General features: G+C 66.7%; 17 protein-coding genes and 1 pseudogene. 6 read left to right on the forward strand and 12 right to left on the reverse strand.

Annotated features, from left to right (window positions below; all coding sequences use genetic code 11):
* Positions 1-12 precede the first annotated feature (12 nt).
* The 3 genes and pseudogenes from GM1_RS15795 (at position 13) to GM1_RS15805 (ending at position 2,986) form a co-directional block, all read left to right on the forward strand.
* Positions 13-801, forward strand: coding sequence for a DMP19 family protein (locus GM1_RS15795; protein ID WP_008380440.1), 789 nt, complete (start codon positions 13-15; stop codon positions 799-801).
* 40 nt (positions 802-841) lie between these two features.
* Positions 842-1,429, forward strand: coding sequence for a DUF937 domain-containing protein (locus GM1_RS15800; protein WP_008380442.1), 588 nt, complete (start codon positions 842-844; stop codon positions 1,427-1,429).
* Between the two features lie 108 nt (positions 1,430-1,537).
* Positions 1,538-2,986: pseudogene (locus GM1_RS15805) on the forward strand (catalase).
* A 263-nt stretch (positions 2,987-3,249) separates the two neighbouring features.
* Here the strand turns inward: GM1_RS15805 and GM1_RS15810 are convergent.
* Positions 3,250-3,513, reverse strand: a complete 264-nt coding sequence (locus tag GM1_RS15810) for a hypothetical protein (RefSeq protein WP_008380447.1) — start codon at positions 3,511-3,513, stop codon at positions 3,250-3,252.
* A gap of 34 nt (positions 3,514-3,547) precedes the next feature.
* Here GM1_RS15810 and GM1_RS15815 point away from each other — a divergent pair, with 34 nt between their 5' ends.
* Positions 3,548-3,946, forward strand: coding sequence for a YccF domain-containing protein (locus GM1_RS15815; RefSeq protein ID WP_008380450.1), 399 nt, complete (start codon positions 3,548-3,550; stop codon positions 3,944-3,946).
* Positions 3,947-3,948: 2 nt separating this feature from the next.
* Here the strand turns inward: GM1_RS15815 and GM1_RS15820 are convergent, their stop codons facing one another.
* The 3 genes from GM1_RS15820 to GM1_RS15830 form a co-directional block, all read right to left on the reverse strand.
* Entirely contained in the window at positions 3,949-4,626 is a 678-nt protein-coding gene (locus tag GM1_RS15820; protein WP_008380452.1) for a TerD family protein, read from the reverse strand.
* Between the two features lie 108 nt (positions 4,627-4,734).
* Positions 4,735-6,750: a SaeA-related protein gene (locus GM1_RS15825; RefSeq protein WP_008380453.1), complete on the reverse strand. Its 2,016-nt coding sequence runs from the start codon at positions 6,748-6,750 to the stop codon at positions 4,735-4,737.
* Positions 6,751-6,759: 9 nt separating this feature from the next.
* Entirely contained in the window at positions 6,760-8,436 is a 1,677-nt protein-coding gene (locus GM1_RS15830; protein WP_008380455.1) for an Hsp70 family protein, read from the reverse strand.
* 90 nt (positions 8,437-8,526) lie between these two features.
* Here GM1_RS15830 and grpE point away from each other — a divergent pair, with 90 nt between their 5' ends.
* Both grpE and GM1_RS15840 read left to right on the forward strand, forming a co-directional pair.
* Positions 8,527-9,027, forward strand: a complete 501-nt coding sequence (grpE, locus tag GM1_RS15835) for a nucleotide exchange factor GrpE (RefSeq protein WP_008380457.1) — start codon at positions 8,527-8,529, stop codon at positions 9,025-9,027.
* Positions 9,028-9,171: 144 nt separating this feature from the next.
* Complete coding sequence (locus tag GM1_RS15840) at positions 9,172-10,629, forward strand: APC family permease (protein WP_008380459.1); 1,458 nt, start codon at positions 9,172-9,174, stop codon at positions 10,627-10,629.
* Between the two features lie 143 nt (positions 10,630-10,772).
* Here the strand turns inward: GM1_RS15840 and GM1_RS15845 are convergent, their stop codons facing one another.
* From GM1_RS15845 to GM1_RS15880, 8 genes are all read right to left on the reverse strand, one after another.
* Positions 10,773-12,452 carry a SulP family inorganic anion transporter gene (locus tag GM1_RS15845; RefSeq protein ID WP_052005438.1) on the reverse strand — a complete coding sequence of 560 codons (1,680 nt, stop codon included), beginning with the start codon at positions 12,450-12,452 and terminating at the stop codon, positions 10,773-10,775.
* A gap of 94 nt (positions 12,453-12,546) precedes the next feature.
* The gene (locus GM1_RS15850) at positions 12,547-13,167 is read right to left on the reverse strand and encodes an MBL fold metallo-hydrolase (RefSeq protein WP_008380463.1); all 621 of its coding nucleotides are present in this window, start codon (positions 13,165-13,167) and stop codon (positions 12,547-12,549) included.
* Positions 13,164-14,252 (reverse strand): S-(hydroxymethyl)mycothiol dehydrogenase, encoded by a 1,089-nt coding sequence (locus tag GM1_RS15855; protein ID WP_008380466.1) that lies wholly within the window; start codon positions 14,250-14,252, stop codon positions 13,164-13,166. The genes GM1_RS15850 and GM1_RS15855 overlap by 4 nt, the downstream gene beginning before the upstream one ends.
* A 57-nt stretch (positions 14,253-14,309) precedes the next feature.
* Entirely contained in the window at positions 14,310-14,978 is a 669-nt protein-coding gene (locus GM1_RS15860; protein WP_040520406.1) for a Rho termination factor N-terminal domain-containing protein, read from the reverse strand.
* Between the two features lie 112 nt (positions 14,979-15,090).
* On the reverse strand, positions 15,091-16,242 hold the full coding sequence (locus GM1_RS15865) for an N-acetylglucosamine-6-phosphate deacetylase (protein WP_008380470.1): 1,152 nt from the start codon (positions 16,240-16,242) through the stop codon (positions 15,091-15,093).
* Between the two features lie 73 nt (positions 16,243-16,315).
* The gene (locus GM1_RS15870) at positions 16,316-16,867 is read right to left on the reverse strand and encodes a hypothetical protein (RefSeq protein ID WP_008380471.1); all 552 of its coding nucleotides are present in this window, start codon (positions 16,865-16,867) and stop codon (positions 16,316-16,318) included.
* Positions 16,864-17,592: a hypothetical protein gene (locus tag GM1_RS15875; protein ID WP_157436091.1), complete on the reverse strand. Its 729-nt coding sequence runs from the start codon at positions 17,590-17,592 to the stop codon at positions 16,864-16,866. The genes GM1_RS15870 and GM1_RS15875 overlap by 4 nt, the downstream gene beginning before the upstream one ends.
* Before the next feature lie 96 nt (positions 17,593-17,688).
* Positions 17,689-17,933, reverse strand: a 245-nt coding sequence (locus GM1_RS15880) for a hypothetical protein (RefSeq protein ID WP_217997955.1), incomplete at its 5' end; no start/stop codon positions are given.

Consider the following 17,933-nt stretch of genomic DNA (forward strand, 5'->3'; position numbering starts at 1 on the left):
ATCGTTCAGCACATGGACTCGGGGCTCCCAGGGATCGGCGACGCTGTTGTCATCTCCGAGAAGGCATTCAACAGTGGCGAACCGTTGGCGATCATGTGCTCGCTCATCGACTACCTCGAGCACCTGCGGGCCGCCCTCGTGCGGGACAACGAGATCAGCACCGCAGCCCTGGAGTACAACGCGGTCGACTTCTACATCGCGAATGTCGCCAACGGAGGGCACGCGCAGTTCGAGGGCAATGCGGGCGAAGTCGACCTCGCGATCTTCGGGCGCGTGGGCGCCGGTCTGGCCAAGATCGGTCACCCCGAGTCGCTTCACACATGGGAGCGCTTCATGGAACTGCACCGGACCAGATCGAGCCGCATGACCGCGTACTTCGCATCGGGCCAATCCGCCCCTCACCCGGACGACCAACTCCGCGCCCTCGACACGTTGTTCTTCTCGTACTACGGAGAGCTCGAGCAGGCGAACGCCGACTCCCTGCTCAGCCATCCCGGCCTCGTGGTGCTCGACGATGCGGAGATCGCACAGTACGTCGACTACCACCGAGACCGCCTCTCCCCGACGTATGACGAACGCCGCCGACTGCGTTTCGAAGCCGCTCCTCGGCACGAACAGGCTGCGATGGCATTCTGCGAGACCAACGGACTAACCTACCGGGCGATTCTCGGACCGACATCCGTCAACGACGACGGTCGCACCGGCACCGCATGGATGTATCGACTTGCGGATCACGAGCGGCGCGTGGTCGTCATGTTCGACGACGGCACGGTGGAACACCGTGCGAACATCGACTCGTAGGGTGGCCGAGCGGGCCGCCCGCCAGCACGAAAGCAGGATCATGTCCGACTTGAACGATCTCATCAGCCGCCTCCCGATCGACGACCTCGCTGCACAGCTCGGCGCCGACCCGGCCGATGTCCGAGCCGCCGCGGAGCAGGTGGTGCCGACTCTCGTCGCCGGGGTGGCCGCAAAGAGCGACCGCGGCGAGGACGTCGACACCGCGCTCGCGGCTCAGGACTCGACGCTGGCGGACGGCACGATCAACGCCGGTGACGTCGACGTCGCGCAGGGTGAGCAGCTCGTGCAGTCGCTGTTCGGGAACGACGGCGGCGACGTCGCGCAGGCCGTGAGCGGAGCCGTTCCCGTGGCGGGCGTCGATCAGTCGCTGGTCAAGAAGCTCCTGCCGCTTCTCGCACCGATCGTCCTGAGCTACGTGCTCGGCAAGATGGGCGGCGGCAAAGCCTCCGGCGGCGGCCTCGGCGATGTCCTCGGCGGCATCCTCGGCGGCGGCAACGCCAGCGGAGGGAACAAGGGCGGCGGGATCGACCTCGGCAGCGTCCTGGGCAGTGTGCTCGGCGGCGGGAACAAGGGCGGAGGGGACAACCCGCTCGGCGGAATCCTCGGCAGCATCCTCGGCGGGAAGTAGCGTCCGCTCCACAGACTGCTGCACGTAGTCCGAACGATCGATAGTGTCGGATGTGGGGTCGGGATGACTCGACCCCACAGCCCACACTCAACCGATCGGGAGGGTGACATGTCTGAGGAGACCACCTACACGACGACCGACTCCGGTGCTCCGGCCGGCAGCGACGAGCATTCGCTGACCGTCGGCCCGGCGGGACCGATAGTCCTGCACGACCACTATCTGATCGAACAGATGGCCCAGTTCAACCGGGAGCGGATCCCGGAACGCCAACCGCACGCGAAGGGCAGCGGGGCGTTCGGCACGTTCGAGACCACGTCCGACATGTCGCAGTACACCTGCGCGTCGCTGTTCCAGCCCGGTGCGACGACCGAGATGGTCGCACGCTTCTCCACCGTCGCGGGTGAACGAGGAAGCCCTGACACGTGGCGTGACCCGCGTGGATTCGCGTTGAAGTTCTACACCGACGAAGGCGTGTACGACATGGTCGGGAACAACACGCCGGTGTTCTTCATCAAAGACCCTTTGAAGTTCCAGCACTTCATCCGGTCGCAGAAGCGTCGCGCCGACAACAACCTCCGCGATCACGACATGCAGTGGGACTTCTGAACGCTCTCACCCGAATCGGCACACCAGGTCACCTGGCTGATGGGCGATCGGGGCATTCCGAAGACGTGGCGCCATATGAACGGCTACAGCTCGCACACCTATCTCTGGGTGAACGCCGCGGGCGTCAAGCACTGGGTCAAGTACCACTTCATCTCCGACCAGGGCGTCGAGTTCCTGACGCAGGACGAAGCCGATCGCCTCGCCGGCGCGGACGGCGATCACCACGTGCGAGATCTGTTCGACTCGATCGCGGCGGGTGATCACCCGAGCTGGACGTTGAAGGTCCAGCTGATGCCGTTCGACGACGCGGCGAACTACCGGTTCAATCCGTTCGATCTCACCAAGGTGTGGCCGCACGGCGACTACCCGCTGCACGAGGTCGGGAAGATGACGCTGCACACCAATCCGACCGACAATCACGCCCAGATCGAGCAGGCCGCCTTCGAACCGAGCAACACCGTCCCGGGCATCGGATTCAGCCCGGATCGCATGCTGCTCGGCCGGGTGTTCGCGTACGCGGACGCCCACCGCGCTCGGCTCGGCGCGAACTACAAGCAGATCCCGGTGAATCGTCCGCACAACGAGGTCCGCAGCTACTCCAAGGACGGCGCGATGCGGATCGATCCGGTGAGCGACCCGGTGTACGCCCCGAATTCCAAGGGTGGACCCGCCGCGACCTATCCCGGCCAGGTGGAACCGCAGTGGGCCGCGGACGGCGACATCGTGCGGTCGGCATACGTCGATCACGCCGAGGACGACGACTTCGGCCAACCCGGCACTCTCGTCCGCGACGTGCTCGACGACGCCGCGCGCGACCGACTCGCCGACAACGTCGCCGGACATCTCCTCGACGGAGTGAGCGAACCCGTCCTGCTGCGGGCGTTCGAGTACTGGCGCACCATCGACGCCGATCTCGGTGCGGACATCGAACGACGAGTGCGCGCGGGCTGAGGCAGACTGGACCGGTCGGTCCGCGAGGCGCGGAGACATCAACGAGAGGAATCAACAGATGAACCCGCTCCCCGCGGTCGGCCGAGTCTTGACCGGCGGCCCCGGGACTCGTCCTCGCGTCGCTGATCCCGACGACGATCGCGGGCCACGGATTCTGGACCTACGACGACCCGGCCGCACGGGCCCAGCAGAAGGTTCAGTTCCTCAAGAACGTCGCCATGGCGGGCGGCCTGGTCACGATCATCGCGGCGGCTCGGAAGTAGTCACTCCTCCCAGCGCTCCGACGCGCTGGGATACCGAACACGCAGGTAGCTGTACAGGTAGGTGCTCACGACGATCGCGATGACGGAGCCGACCGCCCACCACAGCCAGGGATTCATGAGGCTGTCTCGGAACGCGGCGACGATCCATGCGAACACGCAGAATGTCGCGACGATCGTCGCCACCACCCGGACCACGAGCACCACTGTTGTCAGCACCGACCAGACGGCGCGGCGACCCAGATTCCGATCAGGGTGATTTCCCATGTCGCAACCTTATGCGGCAGTGGATGATGGATCCATGCGACCACTCCTGAACATCATCTGGCTGGTCCTGTGCGGATTCTGGATGGCCGTCGGCTACGCCGTCGCGGGCGTCATCTGCTGCATCCTGATCATCACGATCCCGTTCGGGATCGCGTCGTTCCGGATCGCCGGATACGCACTGTGGCCGTTCGGGCGCACCACCGTGCCCAAGCCGGAGGCGGGCACCGCCTCGTTGATCGGCAATGTGATCTGGATGATCGTCGCGGGCATCTGGCTGGCCATCGGGCACATCACCACCGGCATCGCCCTGTGCATCACCATCATCGGCATCCCGTTGGGCATCGCCAGCTTCAAGATGATCCCGATCTCGCTCATGCCGCTCGGCGTCGACATCGTGCCCGTCGACGCCGTGCGGTCAGGCGCGGCGTACTGAGGCTACTTACGGCCGCCCTTCCAATTCATTCCCCAGCCGTAGGCGTGGTCGACGGCGTCCTGTGCGCCTCGGATGTAGCGCACTTCGCGGTTGATCACCAGTTCACCGTTGCGGTTCTCCAACAGCGCGATGGCGCACGAGACGGCGCCGTTGGTCGCGTCGTCGAGAAGGACTTCGATCTGGGGCCCACTCTGCGGGAACACGGTGACGACACCGTTGGCGCTCGCCCAGTTGGGCGTGCCCTCATAGATGTACGCGAAGATCAGGATCCGGCGGATCCGCTGCGACTGCGAGAGGTCGATGTACATGTTCTCGCCGCCGGCGACAGAACCGGAACGATCGTCACCGTCGAGGTAGATGACCGGATTCCCCGTCCGGGGCGCCTGGAAAGAATTGCCGAGTGCCTGAACGATGCCCTTGGTCCCATCGGTGAACTCCCACAGGCAGGCCAGGTCCAGATCGACCCCGCTGGATCTGCGGAAGAGACCGCCGCCTCTGCCCTGCGTCCAGTTCAGGTTCACCCGGAGGTGTCCGGTGGTCGAACCCTGTTTGGTCAGCGACACGCTCGGCGCCGACTTGGTCAGCGTCAGCTTCTGCAGAGACACCGGCGGCTGCGGCGGCTGCTGTTGAGCAGGTGCGGCGGGCTGGGGATTGGGACGCTTGTTGTAGTCGATGGCCATCTTCAGACGGCTCCTTCCGCTCGGCGTGACCGACCTGGTCGTGATGACCTACTTGTGACAGAAGGCACCAATGTCAAGGACGGTCACCAGCCTACGTTGCGCCGATGATCATCGCCCCTCATCAGCCGCCACGGCACGAGCGTCCGGACCGAACGACGACGCGATGACAAGACCTCCGGCGGGGTCACGTCGACAACTCGCCACCGCCACGTGGCATGGACGTGCCAGTTCAGCTGGAATGACGAATCCGCCGTCGAGCTCGTAGCGCGTGATCGTCACTTTGCGTGGAGTCGAGAAGGGGTCGTCGGGGGCGTTCGGGGATTCGTCTCCTCGAATGACGACCATCACCTCGGTGACCCCGGGCGGCCAGACGAACGTCACCCGATCTGCGGTCGCCGCCACCCCGCCCACAGGCGGCAGATCCGGGTCGGGCACTCGCGGCTCGCGCCCGACGGGAGCAGCCGGTTCGACAGTCTCCCCCGAGCGAGTCGGCACCGAATGCCGACCGTCGACGATCGTCGTGACCTCGTACACCGGGACATCGACGCCGATTGAGCCGCCGTCCTCCAATTCGGTTGCGGCGGTGCGTCCGACCGTCTGCTGACGACCGTCCGGCGTGTGCCGGACCACCCGATAACTCGCGCCGGAATCGGGTGAGGGCAGCCAACTCACCCTGATCGAGCCGTCGGCAGTCCTCTCGGCAGACACCGGACCCGCGGGAGTCACCGCGCCCACATCCGACGGGGCGGCGTCGAGCAACCGTCGGGAGTTCTCGAGGGCCTCGGCGAGTCCCGGACCGGACGTACGGAGGATGTCGATGTCAGAGGCATGTCGCGCCAGCCATTCCAACGTCTCCAGCGCGGAGGCGTGGTGACCGGCCGCCGCGTCCGCCTCCGCCTGCCGCCACCGCTGCTGCGCGTCGCGGATGGCCCGGCCGACTTCGTCGGCGACCGCCTCGATCTGCCGACCGGCGTCGACGTCGTCGCCCGCCAGGCGACGAGCTCGCTTGAGCACTGAACGCGCCTGGACCGGCCGGCCCTCGCGCAGCATGCCGCGCGCCTCACGCAACGGCTCGGCCCAGTCTCGACGCGGCGCGGCGGCCGTCTGGCCTGCGGCGACGCCCGATGTCACCGTCGCGCCGAACTCGGCTGCTATCGAACCGATCAGCCTTTCCGCCCCTACCGGGCCCGCGCCGCGGTCGATCGCCTCCTGGCGCAGGAAGTCTCGATCCTCGGCGAGGAGTTCGTCCTCGATCAGGACGGCCGCCCGGATCCGAGGACGCAGATACTCCGCGATCCGGCCGGTCATGGCGTCGGCGTAGGCGGCCGCGGTCGCCGGGTCGCCGAGAAGCACGTCTCGCACATGCAGGAGCAGTTCGTCGATCACGGCGCGCATCCGTCCGGCGCCGAGTTCCCGAGCGCGTTGCGACAACGATTCCGTCCGCGCCTGTACCTCGGCGCGGTTGTCGGCGTCGTCCAGCGTCAGCAACAGCAGACCGAACAGTGTCGGCGTCGGCGCCTCGTCGCGCAGGCGGTTGAACTCGCCGAGGAGTTCGTCGATCTGTTCGAGTCGACGGTCGGTCAGGCTCGACGAATCCGTCGACGACGACTGTGGGGTCGACGCGCCGTCGTCGACTGTTCGGTATCGGCGCAATCTCGTCGCGACTTCGTCAGGGGTGAGTCCCCCCATCGCCCCCACGTCGTCGAGACCGGCCCGCTTGGACGTCGGGATTCCGCCGTATCGGGCCTGCAGGCGTTCGATCGCGCTGTCGAGCAGGCGATACCGTTCGGCATCGCGAACCTCCCGGCGCGCGGCCACCACACCCGCCTGAGCCGCTCGGGCCGCCGCGAACCGCAGCGCCGCCGACCGGGTCTCGTGTTCGGCGACGAGCCGACCGACGAGCACCCGATACTTGGGGTGGTCGCGATGCTTCTGCCAGAACGCCCACACCTCGTCGATGCGGGCCGCGACCACGTCGTCCGGCAGTGCGCCGGCAGATTCGACGGGAATGTCGTACAGCTCGAACACGTCGGACGCGTCGGGGCCGCCGCGACGTTCGACCGCCGCCAGCACTCGCTTGCGGTAGTCGTTGGGGACGAAGGGGTGCAACGCAGGACTGCTCATCGCCGGCACTCAGACATCGCGTCGACGAGTGCGGTGAACCTGGTCGAGTTCGCGGGCCACCTCGGCCTGCGACAGCGTCGCACCCGTCCGGGCCGACATGGTCAGCGGGATCTGCGCCTCGACGTGGAACGCCGTCACGTGCAGCACGCCGTCGAAGCCCATCTCGAATGTCACCTGGACTTCGCTGCCCTCGTCGTAGCCGAACGGAATGTCGGTGATGCTGCCCTCGATGAGCACCTTCGCATCCTCCGGATGCGGTGACAGGGCTTGCCCCTGCTGTTCGACGACGACCAGCTCGATTCGATCCTGGTTCATTCGCATGGTGCCGAACGAACGACGGACCCGGATCGGCAGCGTCTGATTGCGATGCACCAGCCAGGTCGCCTCCGTTTCACCGCTGCGTCCCACCGCAAGCACCCCGAAACCGCGGGAGACGACGGTGTCGACGGTGATCTCCAGCATCCGTCGAACACCGGAAACCGGCAGCCCGAACGCGGCCGCCACCCGCGCGCACGCGCCGTCGACGTCGCCCGGGTCAGCGGTGAACAGCGGCGCACCGTCGGACAGACGGCCACGTGTACGCAGATCGGCGGCGACGAGACGTTCGATCTCGAGTTTCTCGCCGTACACGGCGGCACCGCGGGCCACCGCGAGATCGGGGTCGGTGAGCTCGGGTGTGATGCCGAGCGCGGCACCGACCTCGCGGGCGACCGCGGGCATCCGGGACGACCCACCCACGAGCAGTATCCGGCTCAGCCTGGTGACGCCGCGGTCGCGGGCGGCCGCGACGCATGCCCGCGTGAGGTCGAGCGTCCGGTTCAGCAGTCCGGCGGTGAGTTCTTCGAGATCGGCTCGGGACACGGCGATCACCGACCGCGCCCCGTCGTGCGCGATGATGACTGTCGTCGACTCGGCATCGGTCAGCTCGTGCTTCGCCCGCTCGGCGGCGAGAATCAGCGCCTGCGAACCGGCCGAATCGTCGAGCGGGTCCTCGGCGTCGGGATGCTCCTCGCAGAACCGACGGGACAGGTGGAGTGCGAGGCGTTCATCCCAGTCGGCGCCGCCGAGCTGATGATCTCCCTCCACCGCGAGCACCGAGATCCGGCGGTCGGCCAGTTCGATCACCGTCGCATCGAACGTTCCGCCGCCGAGGTCGTAGACGAGGACGGTTTCATCGGTGCTTCCCGACGCGGCGCTCGTGTCGGTGAGGCGCCGAAAGCCGTACGACAGCGCTGCCGCGATCGGCTCGGACAGCACACCGACCACGTCGAGGCCCGCATACGTGCCCGCCTGTACGGTTGCCCGTCGCTCCTCGTCTCCGAAGTAGGCGGGGACCGTGATAACCGCGCGCTCCACCTTCTCGCTGGCGAAAGCGGCGTCGGAGGCCAACGACTTGAGGATCAGGGCGGAGATCGCCGGAGCCGACCACGTCTGCCCGTGGGCGACGAACCTCCAGTCGGCGTCGCCCATCCGCCGTTTGACGAGCGCGCAGACATTGTCGGGGTCCAGGCGCGCCTGACGTCGGGCGCCTTCACCGACCATGTGATCGTTCGCGCTCGGGAGGAGGACCACCGACGGCGTGGTCGGGGCCCCGCCCAGTCCGATCACCACCTCGGGGCGTCCATCGGCATCGATCGTCGCAATCGCGGAGTTGGTGGTTCCCAGGTCGATTCCGTATACACCCACGATCGGGGATCGTAACAGCGGCGGCGACGCCGTGCCGCCACTGAAAATGATCCACCTCAAACAATCCCCGCCGCCGACACAAATGCGACCATGGACCGCGTGAGCCCCGATGCCGAATCCGATGCAGGCCCCGAGTCCGCGACCATCGCACAGGTCGCGGAGACTGTCGAAGACCTGGCTCGGGTGATCGCCCGGCAGGCGCAGACTCTCGATCGACTCGTCGAGTCGGACCGCAGTCGTGCCAAGCAGGCCGCGGCGGGCGCCGACCTGCCCCTGCTGGTCGACCTGTTCGCCCTCTACACCGACGCAACCCTCTGTGCGGAGAGCGCCGACGACGCCGATAGTGCCGCGTTCGCAGCGATCGCCGCCGGGCTCGATCGGGTGATCAGCGGGCGGAACGGCGTGCTTGTGGTCCCCTCGCCCGGCGCGACATTCGACGCTCGCACCATGGAGGCCGTCGACGTCGTCGACACCGGCGACGTCGCCGAGGATCGCACGGTTGCTCGGTTGCTTCGGCCTGGACTGCAGGTGGGCGACAGGTCGATCCGCGCAGCGGCGGTGATCGTCCGGCGGCATCAACACCTGACCTGACCCGTCCGATCGACGACGCTCGGGCGCGTTCACCTTACTGACCTGGGACTGCGTGGCGTGTTCCACGTCATCGCTTGACATTCCCGGTGAGCGGGATCACCATTCTCTAGGTATCTGACTGACGGCTCAGTTAATGGAGGATCCGTGACCACCAGCCCACCCACGACGACCGACACGTCGACGTCCGAGGATCTGCCCCAGGGCGTCCTGCCCCTATGGGCGGTCTTCGGCGTCTCACTCGGCATTCTGGCTCCCGCGTCGACACTCGCCCTCGCCATCGGCGTCATCATGCAGCAGGTCGGAGCGCTCAGCTGGGTCACCTGGGCGGTGACATCGCTCCTGGTCCTCGGTTTCGCCGGCGGCATCGCCTGGCTCGCTCGCAGGTTCACCACCACCGGCGGCATCTACGGCCTCACCACCCGCGCCGCCGGACGCGGTCCCGGCTACTTCGTGATGTTCGCGCACCTCGCGTCGTCGCTCGTCTCCGGCCCCGCCTGCGTGCTGGGTGCGGCGATCTACCTCGACGCGTGGCTCCGCAAGCTCGGCGTGCCGTACAACCCGTGGATCCTCGCCAGCTGCTCAGCCGTCGTCGCCATCGCCGTGACCGCACTCTCGCTGCGCGAAGTGAAGCTGTCCGCCAAGCTCCTGCTCCTGATCGAGTTCTTGACGATCATCGTGATCGTCATCCTGTTCGTCGTCATCCTGGTCCGCGTCCCCGGCGGACCTGTCGACGGCCGCCAGTTCGACTTCAGCGGATTCTCCATGGCCGCGATCCTCGCCACGGCAGGCTTCTCGGTGTTCTCGATGGCCGGGTTCGATCACGCCGTCACTCTCGGCCGTGAAGCCCGTAATCCGAAGCGCGCCATCAGCCTCGCCGTGGTCGGATCGGTCTCCGCGTGCGGCTTGCTCTACCTCGCGGGCACCTACGTGATCGTCCTCGGCTTCCGCGACGTCCCGATGGACGGCATCGACGCGCCGCTCGACGTCCTCGCCACGCACTACGACGTCGGCTGGCTCGCTCACCTCATCAACCCGGGCGTCGCGATCAGCTTCTTCGGATCCACCCTCGGCATCATGGCCGGCACCAGCCGCACCGTGTACACCATGGCTCGCGACGGAATGCTGCCGAAGGCGCTGTCCGGTGTCGACCCGGTGCACCGCACTCCGCGAACCGCCGTCCTCACTCTCGGCGCGATCTATCTGATCGTGAGTGTGCTCGGCGCGCTGCTGGCACGGGCGACGACCACCTACTCGCTGCTCGGCACCTTCGCCGGTTACATGCTCGTGGCGTCGTACGGCGCGACGGTCTTGGCGGCAGGCTGGTACGCGATGCGCACGAGGTCGGTCGGCTTCGGGATCGGAATCTCGGTGCTGCTCGCAGCGTTCGGATCCGGGCTCATCTATTGGAAGAGCTTCAACCCGTTCCCCGAGGGCAACCGCTTCTGGGTCGCGATCATCTTCTTCGTCGCGGTCGTCGGCATCGTCGGCAGCTGGGCGTGGCTCAAGCGAAACCGCCCGACCGTCGCCGCCCAGGTCGGCGAATCGGACCGTCGCACCGACGCGGACGTCGACGAGGCCGAAGGAGTCGAGACTTCAGCCTGATCCACATCTTCCGGAGGTCCTCCACCGCACCGCGGTGGAGGACCTCTTTTGCTCATTGAGCCGTGCCGGAGCGCTAGCGTAGGCGCGAGTCGGAATGCCGTGAGGTCCACTGAAAGACATGCGCGGAACCTCGAAATGCCTGGCTAACGTGCGTCGGGCGTCGACGCGGGGTGACCGTGGTCAGCGCGAAAGGCCCGTACAGCAGAACCGACACCGGGAAACACCAGGTCGGCGGAGATCTCGCTCATGATCCGAGCGGAGTCGAGCGACTCGCGCAGCTCAGGCGTCACACCGGCGAGGACAAAGCGCGCACCGACCGAGTGCACGAACCCGATGAGACTGCTGATCGCCTTGGCTGCGGAGTAGTCGACGTCGGAGACTGCGGAACAGTCCAGGACCAGCCACTTGACCGGGTCGGGCGCGCCTTTCACGAGCGCCGTGACGTCATCGGAGAAGCGCCCGACATTGGCATAGAAGAGATCGGCGTCGTACCGGAAGACGATGAGCCCCGGCAGGCTCTGGTGGCCGGGTTTCGCCGGCTCGTACTGTCGCCGACCGTCGTCGCCCACCCCGATCACGAACCGATCCGGGCGGTACTGCCGATGAATCATCTGCAACAAGGACAGAACCATCGCCGTGACGATCCCGGTGAGCACTCCGAATCCGACGACCATCGCCGTCGTCACCACCGCGACGCCGAACTCTATCCGCCGGATCCGCCAGATGCTGCGGAAAGATCTGAGGTGGATCAACTCGACGCCCACGACGAACACCACGCCGGCGAGCACCGCCTCCGGCAGATGGGCGAGCAGCGGCGACGCGAACGCGACCACCGCCAGCGTCGTCAGCGCCATCGTCACATTGGCGAGCTGCGTCCGCCCCTTCTGCTGATCGAGTACCGCCGTCTTGGTGGGACTGCCGTTGACCACAAAAGAACCGGTGAAAGCCGCGGAGACGTTCGCCGCGGACAGGCCCAGGATGTCGCGGTTCACGTCGACGTGGTCGCCGTGGCTCTGCGCGAAACTGCGAGCGGTCGCGGCGCTCTGCGCGAGGATCACCAACACGCAGCCGAAGGAGACGGTCAGGAGTTCGGGCGCCTTCGCCCACACCGCGGTCCACGCCGGGAAACTGATGGTCGGCAAGCCCGCGTGAACGTCGCCGATGGTGGGGACGGCGGCCAGATCGAACAGCATCACCAGCGCGATCGCGCCGACGACAACGAGTATCGGCATCGGAAGCTGCGGACGGAAACGTTTCACGAGAAACAACGCGACAACGGTGACGGCGCCGAAGACGACGGCCTGCCACCGCACGTCACCCAGATGCGTCGCCACAAACGCCCACTTGCCCCACACGTGACTGCCGTGAGCGCGCTCGATCCCGAGCAGTCCCGGAACCTGCTCGGTGACCACCAAGACACCGACTCCAGCGAGGAAGCCGGTGAGGACCGCGGTCGACAAGAAATCGCCGAGAAACCCGAGGCGCAGCACCCACGCGAGCAAGAGCATCGCACCCGTGACCAGCGCTATCAAGCCCGCCCACGCGAGCCAATCCGGAGTCGACGGGTTCAACCCAGCGACCCCGAGACCGGCGATCCCCGAGGCGAGGAGCGCTGCCGTCGCCGAATCCGCACCGACGACCATCAGCCGAGACGCTCCGACGAGCGCGAACACGATGGCCGGGACGATGAGCGAGTAGAGACCCGCTCCGAGCGGGACCTGCGCGATGGAGCTGTAGCCCATCGCCTCCGGTATCGCGACGGCCGCGAGCGACACGCCCGCGATCACGTCGGCGCGCAGCCACCGTCGCTGGTAGCCACGCATGGACAACGGCGTCAGGCGCGTGACGACCCGGCGGATCTCCGAGCGCACCCGGCGGGTCTCCGAGCGCAGTCGAGGAGATGTATCGCCCGAACCGTCAGTGACCACGCCTAATCCACTCGGCGAGGTCTCCGGCCTCAGCGCCGACGGTCGTGTCGTCGCCGTGACCGGTGCACACGCGGGTGTCGTCGTCGAGGACCAGGATCCGATCGCGGATCGACGCGATGATGTCGTCGAAGTTCGAGAACGAGCGGCCCGTGGCGCCCGGTCCGCCCTGGAACAGGGTGTCGCCGCTGAACAGGACCTTCGACGACGGCGACCAGATCACGCACGAACCCGGAGAGTGCCCGGGAGTGTTGATCACCTCCAGCCGCTCACCGCCCACCTCGATCACCTGGCCGTCGGCGAGCTCACCGTGCGCGACGCCCGGATGTGTCTGCTCCCAGAGCATCTCGTCGGCCGAGTGCAGCAGGATCGGCGCACCGGTGGCCTCGGCCAGTTCGGGCGCGACGCCGATGTGGTCGTTGTGCGCGTGTGTCAGCACGATCGCCACCACCCGACGCTCCCCCACTGCCGCCAGAATCGGCGCGGCATCGTGGGCGGCGTCGATGATCACAGCTTCGGTGTCGTCGCCGACCACCCACACGTTGTTGTCGACGTCCCACGTCCCGCCGTCGAGCGAGAACGTGCCGGAAGTGACGACCCGGTCGATCCTCACAGCTGAACCACCGAGCGCAGCACCTTGCCCGCCTCCATCGACTTGAACGCCTCGTCCACGCCGTCGATCGCGATCCGCTCGGTGACGAACTTGTCCAGCGGGAGACGCCCCTGCAGGTGCAGATCGACGAGCATCGGGAAGTCCCGTTCGGGCAGGCAGTCGCCGTACCACGACGACTTGAGCGCACCACCGCGGCTGAAGAAGTCGACGAGCGGCATCTCCAGGCGCATCTCCGGAGTCGGAACCCCGACGAGCACCACGGTGCCCGCGAGGTCGCGAGCGTAGAACGCGGTCTCGTACGTCTCGGGACGTCCGACCGCGTCGATCACGACGTCGGCGCCGTTGCCGTCGGTGAGCTCGCGGATCGCCTCGGCGACGTCGTCGACCGACGACGCGTCTACGGTGTGGGTCGCGCCGAGTTCGGTGGCCCATGCGAACTTTCCGGGGTCACGGTCGACGGCGATGATCGTCGTCGCGCCGGCCAGACGAGCACCCGCGATCGCTGCGTCGCCGACACCGCCGCAGCCGATCACGGCGACCGAATCGCCGCGCGACACGCCGCCGGTGTTCATCGCCGCACCGAGACCGGCCATCACGCCGCAGCCCAGGAGGCAGGCGACCGCCGGGTCGACGTCCGGATCGACCTTCGTGCACTGACCTTCGTGCACCAGGGTCTTCTCCGCGAACGCGCCGATGCCGAGGGCGGGCGACAGTTCGGTGCCGTCGGTGAGGGTCATCGGGACGCTCGCATTGTGAGTGTCGAAGCAGTACCAGGGACGGCCACGCTTGCACGCCCGGCACTCGCCGCAGACCGCACGCCAGTTGAGGACGACGAAGTCGCCGACCTCGACGTGAGTGACGCCCGAGCCGACCGACTCGACCACACCAGCGGCCTCATGACCGAGCAGGAACGGGTACTCGTCGTTGATGCCGCCGGTGGCGTACGCGAGGTCGGTGTGGCAGACGCCGCACGTCTGGATCTTCACGACGACGTCGTTTGCACCCGGGTCCGGGATCACGATGTCCACGAGTTCGGTCGGTGCGTTCTTGGTTCGGGAGATGACTCCCTTGACGACCTGGGACAACCCCGGTCCTCCTTGTTCTCTGGCGAATACGGGTGATTTCGAGCAGTCGTGCGGGAGTTACTTGAGGGCTTCGGTGAGCTGCGCCTTGGTCATGCTCGAGTAGCCCTTCACGCCCTTGGCCTTGGCTTCGGCCTTCAGCTCGGCGACGGTCTTCGCACCCGACTTCGCGGGCGCGGGCTTGGATGCCGCGGGCTTCGCCGGGCTCGCGGGCTTCGCAGCGGCAACGGGCTTGTCGGCGGCCGCGGCGGCCGGCTTCGCGGGCGCAGGCTTCGTTTCGGCAGGCTTCGCAGCAGCAGCGGGCTTCGCAGCGGCTGAGGGCTTCGCGGCAGCGGCGGGCTTCGTGGCGGCAGCGGGCTTGGCAGGAGCAGCCTTCTTGGCCGGGGTCGCCTTCTTGGCGGGGGCGTCCTTCTTCGGCGCCGCGGACTTGGCCGCGGTCTTCTTCGCAGGAGTCGACTTCTTCGCCGGAGCAGCCTTCGTCGCTGCGGGCTTCGCGGCCGACTTCGCCGGTTCTGCCTTCTTGGCCGGGGCTGCGGCCGGCTTCGCCGCAGCGGCGGGCTCGGCCTTCTTGTCCGGCTTGGCAGGTGCTGGCTTCGCGGGCTCAGGAGCCGCGTCCTTCTTGTTCAGCGGCGAGTACGCCAGAACGGTGTCGCGCAGGGCGACGACTTCATTGGAGAGGCGCTTGACCTCTTCCTCCAGGCGGGCGAGCAGAGTCTTCTTGCCAGTCATCGGGGTTCCCTCCGAGGAGACGTTGTCGAGCCCGCCGGCCGTTCCGAACAGGCTTGCTTTCACACCCTACGGCGCACACGCCCCTGGTGGGAGGTGTGACGCGGGGTTCGGGTCAACTCTTCTCAACTCCGATCACGCGCAGGTCGGCGTCGAGGACCACGAAGTCGGCGCGCCTACCCACGGCGAGGACTCCGATGTCGTCTCGGCCGAGGACCCGCGCAGGCGTCCTCGAGCACATCGTGGACGCGGCGATGAGCGCGTCGTCGTCGGTCATCGGGACGGGAGCCGCGCGCAGTCCGCGCACCGTCCGGGCGAACAGTCCGTCCATCGTTGCGGTGCTCCCGGCGATCGCATCCGTGCTGCGCAGCCGGGCGACGCCGTCGCGGACGTACACCTCGAGGGAGCCGAGAACGTAGTCTCCGTCCGACATGCCCGCGGCGACCATCGCGTCGGTCACCAGCGCCACCCGATCGGCTCCCACGCTCTGCTGCACCTGCGCGACGAGCGACGGATGCAGGTGGACGCCGTCACCGATCAACTCCACCACCGCACGCGGGTCCGAGAGCAACGCGAGGATCGGTCCCGGCTCGCGGTGCCCGAGCGGCGCCATCGCGTTGAACAGGTGGGTCGCGACGCTGGTGCCTGCGTCGAGCGCCGCCTGCGTCTGGGCGAAAGTCGCGTCCGTGTGCCCGACGGCGACCCGCACGCCTGCCGTGACGAATCGGGTGATCGCGTCCAGCGCTCCGGGGAGCTCCGGCGCCATCGTGACCATGGCGATCGTGCCGTCGGCGATGTCGAGCAGGTTGTCGATCTCGGCGAGGTCGGGACTGCGGAGCCGGTCTGGGGCGTGGGCGCCGCACCGCGAATGCGCGATCCACGGTCCTTCGAGGTGAATGCCTGCGATCGCTCCCGAACGGACGAGCGGAGCGAGGCGCCCGACGATCTCGGCGAGTTCGTCGGGGCTCGCGCTGACCGTGCTGGCGACGGTCGTCGTCGTCCCGTGCGATCGGTGAAACTCCGAGGCCGCTCGCACCTGATCGGCGTCACCGTCGGTGTACGACGCTCCCCCGCCGCCGTGCACGTGCATGTCGACGAACCCCGGAACAATTATCCCGGAAGCGAACTCGAGATCCGGTTCGCTCGGAGGACGTCCCTTCCCTACGGCTTCGACCATGCCGGCCCGAACTTCGAACCAACCTGGGCGGTGGACTACGCCGTCGGCGACCACCGCTGAAGCGGCCACGATGCGGGACTGAGAAGACACGTCTTGCAGCCTATCGACGATCCGCGCACGGCACGGCGAGTCTGCTGTACGAGGCCGAACGCCACCCCCCCCTCTAGGCCAGTTCAGGCCACACGAGTCCCAGCGCTTCAAGCCACGGCTCGAATGGAGTCGCCACCCGGCCGAGCCCGCTCACGATCGGCTCCGGGTCGTCCTCCAACGCGATCAGCCCACTCGGCGACCGGTCGAACAACGCAGCTGCCGCTGCGGCCGCATCACCGCCGACGATGTTCCGCGATGCGAGTTCATCGGAGATGTCGAGTTCAGGATCCTGAACATGCGATCGGTACGCCGGCGTGTTCCCGGCAGGATCGAGCGACCACACCTGGAACACCACACCGAACTCGTCGAGATCCTCACAGATCACCGCACGACCCGAGACGTCCCCGACAAATAACGTCGCTTCCGAAGACCCGACCACCATGCCCGGCCATTCCAGAAGCAATCGTGCACCGTCGGCCGTCGCGACAACGTCGAAGTCCAAGTCGGCCCGCGGATCCCATCCCGGCAGAGCAGTCGGCATCAACTCGGCAACCCGCGCCGCGATCCGCTTCGCCGCCAACTCGTCCTGGACGTCGGCAATCAACACGAACCCGTACGTACTCACCACGCCACCAAAGGCTCGGGCACATCGACGTCCGCGATCATCTCTTCCGGGATACCCAAACCTTCAAGTGAATGCTTCCGCGTGGACAGCAGAAGATCATTCAAACCCGCGCGATCAGCTGTTTCGAGGTTAGCCAAGAGCCCTCCGAAGAATTCGCGGTTGGTGACCCCGGGAATGCGGAGACCGTAGTTGTCCAATCCTCGGTCCCCTTCTTCGAGAACCCACCGAACGTCGCCAATCAGATCATCCCGAGATCGGGACCCCATGAGAACCCGACGCATAACGAGCAAATGGCGCGAACTCCCCCTGTAGATTCTATGATCCTTTCCCTTCTCAATCCAGATACTCCGACGGAGTTCAGAATATTCAAGGCCCTGATGCAAATCACCCTCGCGCAGGAAGACAAGTTCATCCGAGAGCACCGCGAGTTTCGCTACCGACTCAGGACTCAGGGAGCCCCTCAAATCAACCCGCGCTTTCCTAAAAGCGTCGCCTACAGAAACGCCTGCGTCACCCGCCTCCGACGCCGGCAGCGGCTTAGCGAGGAGTCCTCCATAACTGACAAGATTCCCTCCTGCGCCAGTTTCATGATATATGAACTGCACCCACCACCCCACCGGTCGGCGAACTAGAATAGGGCTCCTACCAGATCCGGCGAGGTCCCAGTCTTCGCCGAGGAGCACCTGCGCGCTCCCAAGAACCTCGCGCAACATCGCTCTGTTCATGTACACTCCCCATCTCTCTCGGGATCACCCCGTCTGGCTCGGATCCTGAATTTCTCACCTGAAACAACCGAGACCTGCAAATGCTGACCCAATTGTCTACCTGCCGAGTTTCGGCACTTTAAGAATGGGGTTTCCGTCCCGATCCATTGGCCTCGGCATCTTCTCGACAAACTGATCCCTGCCTGCAAGAAGATCGTGAACCTCCTTCGATACGACAAGCCCACCTTTAGTTCGGGCAATGTCGTCCACCATCTGCTTCCCAGTGATCACAAGCAGATCAATCTCTGGAAGATCGGCTTCGTCCATGCCTGGATAATGCTCCGATACGGCGGCTTGCGGGC

Origin of the sequence: Gordonia malaquae NBRC 108250 (assembly GCF_000344135.1) — a bacterium.
GTDB classification, from domain to species: domain Bacteria; phylum Actinomycetota; class Actinomycetes; order Mycobacteriales; family Mycobacteriaceae; genus Gordonia; species Gordonia malaquae.